The organism is Microcoleus sp. OTE_8_concoct_300 (genome assembly GCF_031383065.1).
Taxonomy (GTDB): domain Bacteria; phylum Cyanobacteriota; class Cyanobacteriia; order Cyanobacteriales; family Microcoleaceae; genus Microcoleus.
In genome coordinates this window covers 1-12779 of record NZ_JANMZH010000336.1, presented here as the reverse complement: position 1 = coordinate 12779, position 12779 = coordinate 1, and the positions used below count along the sequence as shown (strand labels likewise).

The window sequence follows — 12779 nt, the reverse complement described above, 5'->3', positions numbered from 1 at the left end:
GCCGCCGGAATCACCTGTTCCACATCAGAAATGGCAGCCAAAGGCGGCGTCGGCATTGAATTCGATTTAGACAAAGTTCCCGTTCGAGAAAGCGGCATGATTCCCTACGAATACCTGCTTTCGGAATCCCAAGAACGGATGTTGTTTGTTGCCCAAAAAGGACGGGAACAGGAATTAATCGATATTTTCCACCGCTGGGGATTGCACGCGGTAGTAGCGGGGACAGTTATCGAAAAGCCGATCGTCCGAATTCTCTTTAAAGGCGAAATCGCTGCCGAAATTACCGCGACTGCTTTGGCAGATAACACGCCAATTTATCACCGAGAATTGTTGACAGAACCGCCAGAATATGCTAGAAAAGCATGGGAATGGACGGCGGATTCGCTGCCAGAATCCACCGCAGGCGGTATCGAAGTTCAAGGTAATTTCCAAACTTGGAATCAGATTTTGCTGACGCTTTTAGATACTCCCACCATCGCTTCTAAACGCTGGGTTTATCGCCAATACGACCATCAAGTGCAAAACAATACTGTAGTTTTGCCGGGAGGTGCTGATGCTGCAGTCATCAGATTGCGTCCGCTAGAACCCTGCCAATCTTCCCTTGCTAAAGGGCTGGAAGAACCCCCCCAACCCCCCCTTGCTAAGGGGGGGCTAAAGAGAGAAGATGCTGTTTCTGAAGTTTCTGAAAGCAAACAGGAAGAAGAGGTAATTCCTCTATTTACAAAGGCACAAGGTAGGGAAACTCCAAAACTTTCTCCCCCCCTTAGCAAGAAGGAAGTGCCGCCGCCGGGGGTTATTCCCGGAGTGGCTGCAACGGTTGATTGCAATTCTCGTTATGTTTATCTCGATCCTTATGAAGGTGCAAAAGCAGTCGTAGCGGAAGCAGCGAGAAACTTAAGCTGTGTGGGTGCTGAACCTGTCGCAGTTACTGATAATTTGAATTTTGGCAGCCCTGAAAAGCCGATCGGATATTGGCAGTTAGCGTCAGCTTGTCGCGGGATTGCTGAGGCTTGTCGGGAGTTGGGAACGCCTGTTACTGGCGGCAATGTTTCTCTTTACAATGAAACGGTTGATGCTGAGGGAAATCCTCAACCAATTTATCCGACTCCGGTAATCGGAATGGTGGGGTTAATTCCCGATTTGACCAAGATTTCTGGCCAAGCTTGGCTAAAGAAAGGTGATTTAATTTATGTGCTGGGAATTGGGGAATCATCCCAAAACTCAGAACTTCCATCTGAAAGCTCAAAAATCGAAACTTCTCCTACTTTGGGAGGTTCGGAATATTTAGCGGCAATTCACGGGATTGTAGCTGGGAAACCGCCAAGGATAGATTTTGAGTTAGAAAAAAAAGTGCAATCGGTTTGTCGCGATGGAATTCGGCAAGGTTGGGTATGTTCTGCCCATGATTGTGCGGAAGGTGGAATTGCGATCGCCCTCGCGGAATCTTGTATTTCTGCTAAAATGGGTGCGGAAATCCATCTCAGTTTCAATTCGGCAAATGTCCGCCGCTGGGATGAAATTTTGTTTGGTGAAATGGGCAACTGCATTGTAGTTTCAGTCGCACCGAAAAATCAAGAAATTTGGGAGTCTTACCTGCAAGAACATTTGACCAAAATGTGGCACAAAATTGGTTTAGTTTGCTGTGCTGAATCACCTTTGCGGGTTGTGAGTGCTGATAATCAAGTGTTAATTGAGGTTGCGATGGGTGAGATGGGCGATCGGTTCTATAATGCGATCGAGCGTCGGATTACATCTGTCTGACAACCTGAAGTTTCGATCCCCCTAAATCCCCCTTAAAAAGGGGGACGCAAGAATACTCTTGTCCCCCCCTTCTTAAGGGGGGCTAGGGGGGATCTCCGGGTTTAAAAACACGCCCAAGAACCCCGACTTCTTACAAAATTCACGATTTTGGCAAAAACTTATTACAGAAGTCGGGGTTCTTGCACACTATACAATATAAACAGTATCATTCATACAATAAATGATTTGCTGTATCAATCCCGACTGCGCCAATCCTCAAAACCCTGACGGGCAAACATATTGCATTAGTTGTGGCGTTAAACTCGTCCCCATCCTGCGATGGCGTTACCGCACGATCAAACTCCTCGGTCAAGGTGGCTTCGGCAGAACTTATTTAGCAGAAGATATTGATAGACTAAATCAACGCTGTGTCGTTAAACAATTAGCACCAAATGTCCAGGGAACTTGGGCGATTAACAAAGCTGTAGAATTATTTCAGCAAGAAGCCCGACAACTGCAACAGCTAGGACAACATCCCCAAATTCCCTCACTAGATGCCTATTTTGAACAAGACAAATATTTGTATCTCGTACAGCAGTTTGTCGATGGGGATAATTTGTTGACGCTTTTCCAAAATCAGGGAATTTGGCAAGAAAGCCAAGTTAAGCAACTATTACTAGAACTTCTACCTGTTCTCAAATTTGTTCACGAACAAAAAATTATTCACCGAGATATCAAGCCTGAGAATATTATGCGCCGTCGTAGCGACGGTGTGTTAGTGCTGATTGACTTCGGAGTTTCCAAACAGTTGTCGGGAACAGTGATGTCGAGACTGGGAACGCGAATTGGTTCGGATGGTTATGCACCGCTTGAACAAATGCAAGGGGGTGAAGCTTATGCAGCCAGCGATTTGTTTAGCTTGGGGGCGACGGCTTTTCATCTACTGGCGGGGGTACATCCTTTTAGTTTGTGGACGGAACACGGTTATAGCTGGACTGGAAATTGGCAGCAACATTTGAAAAGTCCCATAGACAAGGGATTGGAATTGATTTTATCTAAGTTGTTGGCAAAAGATATCCAGCAGCGCTATCAATCAGCAGAGGAAGTTTTAATAGATTTTCAACGTCAGTCAAGACAAACTCCCGCACCGATACCAAATCCCACAATTCCTGTGATGCCACAACACTCTTTGCCGTTACCAACTAACACAACAAGGCGAGGTTTCTTGCAATTAGCGGGTTTTGCTGGAGGAGGATTTGCATTAGCTGTGCTGAGTCAAAGTTTGTTGAACAACAAATCTTCTTCATCTTCACCAAATCTTCCACCTTCATCCAATAATGAACCGCCCTCTCCTGAATCATCGCCTAAAAAATCATCTCCGAAAACTACAGCCAAAAATTCATCGCCTCAAGCATCTCCAGAACCCATAGCAGAAAGTCCAGCGCCAAAACCATCTCCAGAAACTCTATCGCCCAAAGCATCTGCCAATGCTTTAAAAACCTTTACTTTTGAAACAGTGACAGTCAACTCAACGGGGCAAATTGCCAACCGCAGTCAAGGAGAAGCACAGGTTTTTATAGAAAATATTGATAATGGTATTACTCTCGATATGGTAGCAATTTCAGGAGGCAGTTTCGTGATGGGTTCTCCTCATACGGAAGCAGAAAGAATGGATAATGAAGGGCCGCAGCGGACTGTGAAGATCTCTCCTTTTTTTATTGGTAAATATGAAGTCACTCAAGAACAATACGAAGCGGTGATGGGAAATAACTCTTCTCAGTTGAAAGGTGCGAAGCGTCCTGTAGAAAATGTTAGCTGGAATGATACTGTGGAATTCTGTCGGAAGCTTTCTCAAAAAACAGGGAAGACTTATCGTTTACCTTCGGAAGCGGAATGGGAATATGCTTGTCGCGCGGGAACTACAACACCTTTCTATTTTGGTGATACGATTATGCCGGATTTAGTTAATTATGATGATGGCAGTAGTAATCCCTACGCTTCTGCGCCGAACGGACTTTATCGCAAACAACCAACGAATGTGGGGAGTTTTCCACCCAATGCTTTTGGTTTATACGATACCCACGGGAATGTTTGGGAATGGTGCAGCGATCGCTGGCATGATAACTACAATGGTGCACCGACTGACGGAAGTTCTTGGGAAACTGGCACGGATAATCGTCGAGTGCAGCGTGGCGGTTCCTGGAACTACGATGCGGTCCATTGCCGTAGTGCTATTCGTGAGTGGTCTTCGGCGAGCCTTGGCTACAGTTTCTTCGGTTTTCGCGTAGCCCTGGTCTCCGCGTAGTCTCCGCTTTTCTGTTCTCTGCTGTAGTCTCCCGCGAGGACTCTTCTTTTAATAATGTTGAGATTGCTAAGTAGTAGGGTGCGTCGCTATCAACAATCTACAAATCAAATCGACAATCTCGCAGCGACGCACCGCGAGAGTCAATCAGGTGCGTCGCCATCTCAAACCTGTAAGTAACATCAAAAATTTCGCAGCGACGCACCCTACAAAAACTGCGGCGCGGCGGTTCGTGGCTCAACATTCCGTCGCTTTGCCGATCAGCTATTCGCTACTACGTTGCGCCGGACAATGACTACATCAGCGTCGGTTTTCGTGTTGTGTGTGTAGCTGCGTGGGCTCCTTAGCCCTTGACACTTTTGTCCTTTTGTGCTATGTACTTCTTTTCTTTACACTTGGGTTGTCGCCTCTGACGACTCGATTTATTTTCAATTAAATAAATGTTGAGACTGCTAATTTATCGCCCACATTCCGCACATCCAACTGGCACATAATACATCTTGTAATTAGATTATAGTGACAGAAGCAATGAATGTAGCATCTCAGCAGTTGCCTGATTTAACGGCAAAAAATAAGTCAGAAGCACTAGAAACTATAGCAGATAGCGGCTTTGTATTCAAAACTAAAACAGAGGGTGGATATGAAACATTCGAGCATCCTGATGGTAGTTTAATTCATATTAGACCCGCTGGTGAAATTGTCCGAACCGGACCTAAAATTAAAAACGATCGCGGTAAAAGTTACCGCCGCCGATACGACCAGTTTGGCAATCAGATTCAATTCATGCCAGGTTCAAACACCCACAGTACCGAAGAAAATATAATTATATGACTCTTACAGCCGATCGCCCTTTAAAACATTTTTGCATAGAAGACTTGAAAAGTGCCGACCTCGCAGGCATTACTCTAATCCCCCAACCTTTAACCTTGCGCTTAGACTTTACATTCGGAACCGGGATTTATGACACTTCCATCGAATTCTATCAACTGGTTCATCAGGTAATTTCTCAACCAGTCAACTCCGACTCAGAAGAGTCTTGCTTCTGGGTGGGTAACGCAGAATTAAGACAATTGACAGAAGATAAGAGTCAAATTTTATCTACTTTGTCCTATCCTTTTCAAAATCAAGCAGGTTTGGTTGAGACAGGTTCGTCGCCCCTTTTCTACTTTCGGCTGGAAGGGGATATTTGTATCGAAGTAGTTTGCGCTAGTTACAAAATTTTTCAAGAATTGGAATCGGCGGTGGAAACCGCGTCTACACCAACGAAAACCTGATGGGGCGGGGGTTGAAGCTTTAGGGTGGGTCGCTATCTACAATCTCCAAGTAAGATGCAAATCTCATAGCGACGCACCTACAAAATACGACATTACTTAATACTCGATCGCGCCAAAAATGACTTTACATGGCCGCACAGATTCCCATGATGATATAGTATGTCAATTTCCTGAAAAAGTCAAGCTCGATCGGCCTTAAATTCTAATGTTTGAAAAAGCCCATCAAGCAAGTTTCTAATTTATTTTCCATTGCACGATCGCCTATCTCTTAGTCTCAAGCGAGAGGGACGAAAGTTTCTATAGAAGCGATTTCAAGCGCTCCATCGATCGCGCCCCATCGATCCCCATCGATCGATCCCCATCGCTCGCCCGAGCGCCCACCATTAATCAAGGCTAATATAGGATCGGGGGGCGATCGATACTACAATGCGATTGAACGTCGCATCGCTTCTGTCTGAAATGCTACACGAGTGGGAAATAATGACAGATCCGTGGCAAGATTAAGGAAATGTTAAGTTATGCGACATCTTCCCCAAAAGAACGAATCGGTGAAATTGTCCCCCTAACATACCGTCCCCATTAGGAACCCACCTATCTATGATTCCCAACCATTCTTTCGCGGCTGACGAGCATTCTAGTAAACCCGACAAGCCAGAGGAAGCTTGCGGCGTTTTTGGTATCTACGCACCGGGTGAAGATGTCGCCAAGTTGACCTACTTCGGTTTGTATGCTTTGCAGCACCGGGGTCAGGAATCCGCAGGGATTGCCACCTTTGACGGTGAAAAAGTCCACCTGCACAAAGATATGGGACTGGTTTCCCAAGTCTTCAACGAATCGAGTTTAGGTCACTTGCCCGGTAACTTAGCCGTAGGCCACACTCGCTACTCTACTACGGGCTCGTCGCGCGTGGTCAACGCTCAGCCTGTGGTTGTCGAAACTCGTTTGGGAAGTCTGGCTTTAGCACATAACGGAAATCTTGTCAATACAAAACAATTGCGAGAAAAATTGCTGTCTCGGAAGTGCGAGTTTGTCAGCACGACGGATTCAGAGGCGATCGCAGTGGCGATCGGCTCGGAGGTAGACAAGGGCAAAGACTGGCTGGAAGCAGCGATCAGCGCCTTTGGTATGTGCCAAGGAGCCTTTAGTTTGACGATCGCCACCCCCCAAGGCGTGATGGGAGTCCGCGACCCCCACGGGGTTCGCCCGCTGGTAATTGGCATCCTCCCCACAACTCCGGTACGGTACGTTTTAGCATCGGAAACTTGCGGCTTGGATATTATCGGTGCTGAATTTTTGCGCGACGTAGAACCGGGGGAATTAGTTTGGATTACAGAGGAAGGTATGGCTTCCTTCCACTGGAGCCAGCAGCAGAAGCGCAAACTTTGCATCTTTGAAATGATCTATTTTGCTCGACCGGACAGCCAGATGGAAGGTGAAAGTTTGTACAGCTACCGACTGCGGATCGGGCGTTTGTTAGCAGCAGAATCTCCGACTGATGCTGATATAGTCATCGGCGTTCCGGATTCTGGAATCCCGGCGGCGATCGGCTTTTCTCAAGCTTCCGGCATTCCTTACGCGGAAGGATTGATTAAAAACCGCTACGTCGGGCGCACTTTTATTCAACCGACTCAGACAATGCGGGAGTCAGGAATCCGCATGAAACTCAACCCTCTCAGAGATGTGTTGGAAGGAAAGCGAGTAATCATTATCGACGATTCGATCGTGCGCGGTACTACCAGCCGCAAAATTGTCAAAGCCTTGCGGGATGCGGGTGCGACCGCAGTTCACATGAGAATTTCCTCGCCGCCGGTGACTCATCCTTGTTTCTACGGGATCGACACCGACAATCAAGATCAGTTGATTGCGGCTACTAAGTCAGTCGCAGAAATCGCCGCCCAAATTGAGGTTGATTCCTTGGCTTTCTTGAGTTGGGATGGAATGCTGAAGGCGACTAACGAAGACCCGATGAGTTTTTGTTCGGCGTGTTTCACTGGGGATTATCCGATCGACGTTCCAGAAGTGGTAAAACGGTCTAAGCTCATATTAGAAAAGGCTGGAACCTAGAAAATCAAAAAGCGAGAAAGCGATCGCCCGTCATTTTCCGCGATTTATGAATTTTCAAAATTTTCTGGTAAGTCGTTGCCAGAATGTGTGTAGTAATGTTAAATTAACTTAGCTGTAGCAAAAATTGCAGAATTTGTGAACTGTAGTGAACAGTCGCTTGGGTAGAACTTGCGTGAAACCCAAGATTCTGATTGGAGATTTGAGATTTGAGATTTGTCCTTCAATCTAAAATCGCAAATCTAAAATCGATGGGTCTTTCCCTACACTCTCGTTCACAATTCCTGCTCGAAGCGCTGTATGCTACTTGGAGACTGGAGGTATTTCCTCCAGATGTCCACTCTCAGATTGAAGTCGCATTTCGCACGAACAACGGGCACATGAGATTTTTCAGATAACAGGGTCGATCGCACTAATTTTCCCCATACAAGTATTCGCCAAGCCAACTTGCTTGAGAATTTCGGACGGGCTGTTCATGCGAACTAAAGAACTTTAGAAACCCTTGCAGAGTAAAAAATATGGCTCCTTGCAGGTTGAATGTTACCTCACCTGCAGAGGGATACAACCCCCCGACTCATGTCGGAGAGAGCCAAAAAATTTAGATCTTAGTTTAAGCCCCCAGATTTATCTGTGGAGTAAATCTAAAATCTAAAATCTAAAATCTAAAATCGATTGACTGTTAAAAGAAGGCGGAATGCGGTTTCTCAAGTCAGCTTAAATCGGAAACTTCGTGCAATCAAATACTGTTCTCAATCCCCCGAGCAATCAAGGCTCATCCTCTCGTACAACAGAGTTACCTTTTACTCTTGCTGATATCAAGGCAGCCATTCCAGCCCACTGTTTTGAACCCTCGGCCTGGAAATCTCTGGCTTACTTCTTTTTAGATCTGGGAATTATCGCAGGTTTGTATGCGATCGCCTACACCGTCGATTCCTGGCTCTTTTACCCAATCTTTTGGTTGATGCAGGGAACCATGTTTTGGGCATTGTTTGTAGTGGGCCACGACTGCGGACACGGTTCATTTTCTAGGAGCAAATGGCTCAACAACCTGATCGGACACCTCTCCCACGCTCCAATTCTGGTGCCCTTCCACGGTTGGCGGATTAGTCACAGAACCCACCACGCGAATACAGGCAGCTTAGATAACGATGAAAGCTGGTATCCGGTATCGGAGAGCAAATACAATCAAATGCCTTGGTACGAAAAGCTGGGACGCTTTTATTTGATGTTATTTGCCTACCCAATATATCTATTTCGGCGATCGCCCGATCGGGCAGGTTCTCACTTCATGCCCGGTAGCCCGATTTTCCGTCCCTCCGAAAAATGGGATGTTTTGATGAGTTCGGCATCCTTGGTACTGATGGTAGGCTTTTTAGGCGCGCTAACCTATCAGTTTGGTTGGCTGTTTTTACTCAAGTTCTACTTGGTTCCCTATGTAGTGTTCGTGATCTGGCTGGATTTGGTAACATTCCTGCACCACACAGAAGCCGATATTCCTTGGTATCGCGGTAAAGATTGGTCTTTCTTGAAAGGTGCATTGTCTACGATCGATCGCGACTACGGAATCATCAATTCCATCCATCACGACATCGGGACTCACGTAGCCCACCACATTTTCTCGACGATGCCGCACTATCACTTGAAGGAGGCAACGGAAGCCATCAAGCCAGTGTTGGGTGATTATTATCGCAAGTCAACAGAGCCAATTTGGAAGAGCTTTATTCGCTCTTACTGGGATTGTCATTTTGTCTCGGATACAGGTTCGGGAGTTTATTACGAATCACCTAACACTCGGCGATCGGCTGAAGTTAAGTAGCTTAAATAAACAATAGAATGCAAAAACCCGGCTGCTTAAAGAAACCGGGTTTTTCATTATTTTTGCGTGTGTTTGATCAGATGTTCCACATTTAATCTGCATATTTGGAACCGACACTCCGGCCCACCCCACAAGAAATTTACAGATTCCCTTTAAGCCCGATCGCCGTGACAATAGTCCACGCATCCACCAACAGCAACAGCAGCGTACATAAAAGTAAAATAAGATACATCCAAGGCTGCGACAAAGGGCGGACATCTCTAGTATCAATACCTGTTTTTGCTTCCACCAAACCGACTAATTTAGCAAATCCAGCCACCCGCATGGGTAGCAAATAACCTTCTCCCGAATGACTCAAAAAATAGTAAACTAAACCTCCTTGACCGGTCGATCGAGGTTTAAGAGCTTTTACCTCAGTCCAAGGTAGGGACCAACCCTGGCGAAAAAAACGCGGAAACCAGTTGGGATATGTGACTTCAATCCCTTCCTCGCTCAAAATTACCCTTTCACTGAGCACGCCGTACAAGCCCACAGCGCCCACAACAATTGCCGCCCAGAGTGCGGTGGGGGGAACCGGTGCTTTCGTTACTTCCGACAAAAACGGCAAGGGAATTGTCAGGGCTGTGTACAAGCTCAACAGCGTGATTCTAATCAGGGGAGAAAGCCGGAATACCGCCGGCTCAAATACTGGGGCAGAAGATGGGGAAGAGGCAAGAGGTTGTGCTGACATGGCTGAAATTCGAGAAGCTGTTTATTGATATTTTTGCACAGCTTTCGGACTCGCCAACAAAACTCACAACTGCAAATATGAAAAACCCGAAAATATTTGCAGTTGTGAGTTTTGAGCTAAAATTCATTTCAGAAACTTTGATTCTTAAGTTTTGATTTTTTACCGCTTTGCAGAAGTTGGAATTTTGAGCGCAGAGCTATCAATTAACTGACAATTTATAACTCAAAACTCACAACTCCGATTAATCGACGGCGGTTAGTGCCGGTACAGTCAAAGGTTCTGAGATTTCTCGGGATTTGGGGCGGCCTGCCATTGCTGTTCGATCGCCCTGAGCTTCCTGTCGGGATCTGTTACGATTGAGGTTTGAATAGGGGCCTTCGTTAATCTGCAAGCGATCGCAAGGGATTTTATCCGACAAAATTGCACTAGCCATCATGCCGGTGTGAATTTCCAATGCGGAGGTCCGTATCGCTTCAAACACTAAGCGCTGTCCGGGAAAAACTACTCGTTCAAAGTACCAGTTAGGAATGTTGGCGATGCGAGCAATCTGAATTTGGCTGGTGGCGTTGACGTAGCAGCAAAGAATCTTGCTGTCGCTGCCTAAGGGTACGGGATCAAGAATTTGAGCCATAAATGGTGAGGGAGCCTTGCCTAAAAGTTTTAGTTATCTTATTAGGCTAACACTAGGCGATCCCACCTACTGTAAAGCCGACTACCAACTCCCTAATACATTAGAGACCGATCGTACCAAAATTTAAATTTAACCGGAAAAAATATCGTTTTTGACTCCCAGCTTGGATTTTCAGTCAAAATACGCTGTGTTTGCTTAAAAATTAGCCTTTTTCTGGTGCTGTCGCCCATCGACACCAACACGCTGGGCTTTGAGCCAAATAGAAAAATTTAAGAATATTTAATGTCAAATTGCGAAAATTAGAGAGATTGTAAAGTTATATTAAAAGAATATTAACATAGCGGAAAAAGTTCCAGTTTAGGATATGGCAATCATGGAAAGCCGAGAAAACCGAGTCCTGTACGTTCGCCTCCCTTGCAATCCGATTTTCCCGATCGGAGTTGTGTATCTTTCGGATCACGTACACAAGCTGTTTCCCGATGTCGAACAGCGCATTTTCGATTTAGGTGCGGTGCCCCCCCTGGATTTCGCTAAAGCTTTGGATGCCAGCATAGACGAGTTTAAGCCGACGCTGCTAGTTTTCTCTTGGCGGGACATTCAAATTTACGCGCCCGTGGGCGGCCGGGGCGGCAACCCGTTGCAAAATGCCTTCGAGTTTTACTACGCCAAAAATCTGCTGATCAAGTTCCGGGGAGCACTCGGAGGACTGCGTTTAGCCGCGTCTTACTACACCGAACTCTGGCGCAATTTGGGACTGATTAAGCGCGGATTGAAGCGGGCCCGGAAATACCGCCCCGAAGCTCGTGCAGTGGTCGGCGGCGGTGCTGTGAGCGTGTTTTACGAGCAGTTGGGCCGCAGTTTGCCGACGGGAACTGTGGTGTCGGTGGGGGAAGGCGAAGCTTTGCTGGAGAAGTTGATTAAGGGCGAAGATGTGGCCGAGGAAAGATGTTATGTGGTGGGAGAAACTGTGCCGCGGGCGAGGCTAATTCACGAAAAGCCAGCCAACATCGAGAAAACAGCCTGCAATTATAACTACATCGAAACGATTTGGCCGGAATTTTCCTATTATCTACAGGATATGGACTTCTACGTGGGAGTCCAAACCAAGCGCGGCTGTCCTCATAATTGCTGTTACTGCATTTATACGGTGATTGAAGGGAAACAAGTGCGGATCAATCCGGCGGATGAGGTGGTGGCGGAGATTCGGCAATTGTACTCGAGAGGTATCCGCAATTTCTGGTTTACCGACGCTCAATTTATCCCGGCACGCAAATTCATCGATGATGCGATCGAATTATTGCAAAAAATCATCGCCGCCGGCATGGACGACATACACTGGGCCGCTTACATCCGTGCGGACAATCTCACACCAGAGTTGTGTGATTTGATGGTAAAAACGGGGATGAATTACTTTGAAATCGGCATCACCAGCGGTTCCCAGGAACTGGTTCGTAAAATGCGGATGGGCTACAACTTGCGAGTAGTTTTGGAAAATTGTCGCGATTTAAAAGCAGCCGGTTACAACGATGTGGTTTCCGTGAATTACTCGTTTAACGTCATTGACGAAACCTTTGAAACCATCCGGCAAACTATTGCTTATCACCGAGAATTAGAGCGGATTTTCGGAGCAGATAAAGTAGAACCAGCTATTTTCTTTATCGGCTTGCAGCCGCACACTATTTTAGAAGAATACGCCTTTAAAAAGGATATTCTGCAACCGGGTTACGATCCGATGAGTTTGATGCCTTGGACAGCGCGCAAATTGCTGTGGAATCCCGAGCCTTTGGGTTCGTTTTTCGGACAAATTTGTTTAGAAGCTTGGCAGCGTAATTCCAATGATTTCGGCCGCGAAGTGATGGCAATTTTGGAGGAAAAACTCGGCTGTGCCGATTTAGAAGAAGCATTATCTGCGCCAGTGGAAATCAAAGAGAAACAGTTGGCAGCCGTTAATTAATTACCAGGTTCGCAGCATCGGACTTTAGTCCTTATCCAAACAAAGGGAAATGGAGGAAAACAGTATCTTCTCTTTCCCTTTTTATTCAAAAATCTAACTGCAAGAAACTAGACTTGAATTGCAAAAATAATTAGGGCTTGCTGAAAAAGTGAGAAAACAGCATTTAGAAAGATGAGTGAATTCGAGTTCTCCTCGGCAATATAAGTTTTGTCAATTGTGTTCTGGCGAAACATAGCTTTTACCAATGATTGAAGCCAAAAAACATGAAAAA

At 46.2% G+C, this 12779-nt stretch carries 10 protein-coding genes; 7 read left to right on the top strand and 3 right to left on the bottom strand.

Annotated elements, in window-relative coordinates:
- The coding region (locus ACUVJL_RS15295) for an AIR synthase-related protein (RefSeq protein ID WP_445246621.1) at positions 1-1761 on the top strand (1761 nt) is incomplete at its 5' end.
- 220 nt (positions 1762-1981) lie between these two features.
- Positions 1982-4045: an SUMF1/EgtB/PvdO family nonheme iron enzyme gene (locus ACUVJL_RS15290; RefSeq protein WP_445246620.1), complete on the top strand. Its 2064-nt coding sequence runs from the start codon at positions 1982-1984 to the stop codon at positions 4043-4045.
- 97 nt (positions 4046-4142) lie between these two features.
- Here ACUVJL_RS15290 and ACUVJL_RS15285 read toward each other — a convergent pair whose 3' ends face one another.
- Positions 4143-4286 (bottom strand): hypothetical protein, encoded by a 144-nt coding sequence (locus ACUVJL_RS15285; RefSeq protein WP_445246619.1) that lies wholly within the window; start codon positions 4284-4286, stop codon positions 4143-4145.
- A 284-nt stretch (positions 4287-4570) separates the two neighbouring features.
- Here ACUVJL_RS15285 and ACUVJL_RS15280 point away from each other — a divergent pair, with 284 nt between their 5' ends.
- From ACUVJL_RS15280 to ACUVJL_RS15265, 4 genes are all read left to right on the top strand, one after another.
- Positions 4571-4873, top strand: a complete 303-nt coding sequence (locus ACUVJL_RS15280; RefSeq protein WP_445246618.1) for a hypothetical protein — start codon at positions 4571-4573, stop codon at positions 4871-4873.
- The gene (locus ACUVJL_RS15275; protein ID WP_445246617.1) at positions 4870-5316 is read left to right on the top strand and encodes a hypothetical protein; all 447 of its coding nucleotides are present in this window, start codon (positions 4870-4872) and stop codon (positions 5314-5316) included. Before ACUVJL_RS15280 ends, ACUVJL_RS15275 begins: the two co-directional genes overlap by 4 nt.
- Positions 5317-5913: 597 nt before the next feature.
- Entirely contained in the window at positions 5914-7380 is a 1467-nt protein-coding gene (gene purF, locus ACUVJL_RS15270) for an amidophosphoribosyltransferase (RefSeq protein WP_445246616.1), read from the top strand.
- Between the two features lie 727 nt (positions 7381-8107).
- Positions 8108-9193 carry a DUF3474 domain-containing protein gene (locus ACUVJL_RS15265; protein WP_445246615.1) on the top strand — a complete coding sequence of 362 codons (1086 nt, stop codon included), beginning with the start codon at positions 8108-8110 and terminating at the stop codon, positions 9191-9193.
- Positions 9194-9332: 139 nt separating this feature from the next.
- On the opposite strand, the gene ACUVJL_RS15260 is transcribed toward ACUVJL_RS15265, so the two are convergent.
- Both ACUVJL_RS15260 and ACUVJL_RS15255 read right to left on the bottom strand, forming a co-directional pair.
- Entirely contained in the window at positions 9333-9923 is a 591-nt protein-coding gene (locus ACUVJL_RS15260; protein ID WP_445246614.1) for a hypothetical protein, read from the bottom strand.
- 241 nt (positions 9924-10164) lie between these two features.
- Positions 10165-10554 carry a DUF1830 domain-containing protein gene (locus ACUVJL_RS15255; RefSeq protein WP_445246613.1) on the bottom strand — a complete coding sequence of 130 codons (390 nt, stop codon included), beginning with the start codon at positions 10552-10554 and terminating at the stop codon, positions 10165-10167.
- 373 nt (positions 10555-10927) lie between these two features.
- On the opposite strand from ACUVJL_RS15255, the gene ACUVJL_RS15250 reads away from it, so the two are divergent.
- A complete protein-coding gene (locus ACUVJL_RS15250; RefSeq protein ID WP_445246622.1) occupies positions 10928-12508 on the top strand; it encodes a photosystem II high light acclimation radical SAM protein in 1581 nt (526 codons plus the stop codon).
- Positions 12509-12779: the final 271 nt, after the last annotated feature.

Coding starts and splice junctions, on each gene's coding strand:
- ACUVJL_RS15250 (WP_445246622.1), top strand. CDS start 10,928: ATGGAAAGCCGAGAAAACCGAGTCCTGTACGTTCGCCTCCCTTGCAAT.
- ACUVJL_RS15255 (WP_445246613.1), bottom strand. CDS start 10,554: ATGGCTCAAATTCTTGATCCCGTACCCTTAGGCAGCGACAGCAAGATT.
- ACUVJL_RS15290 (WP_445246620.1), top strand. CDS start 1,982: ATGATTTGCTGTATCAATCCCGACTGCGCCAATCCTCAAAACCCTGAC.
- ACUVJL_RS15285 (WP_445246619.1), bottom strand. CDS start 4,286: ATGTTGAGCCACGAACCGCCGCGCCGCAGTTTTTGTAGGGTGCGTCGC.
- ACUVJL_RS15260 (WP_445246614.1), bottom strand. CDS start 9,923: ATGTCAGCACAACCTCTTGCCTCTTCCCCATCTTCTGCCCCAGTATTT.
- ACUVJL_RS15280 (WP_445246618.1), top strand. CDS start 4,571: ATGAATGTAGCATCTCAGCAGTTGCCTGATTTAACGGCAAAAAATAAG.
- ACUVJL_RS15275 (WP_445246617.1), top strand. CDS start 4,870: ATGACTCTTACAGCCGATCGCCCTTTAAAACATTTTTGCATAGAAGAC.
- purF (WP_445246616.1), top strand. CDS start 5,914: ATGATTCCCAACCATTCTTTCGCGGCTGACGAGCATTCTAGTAAACCC.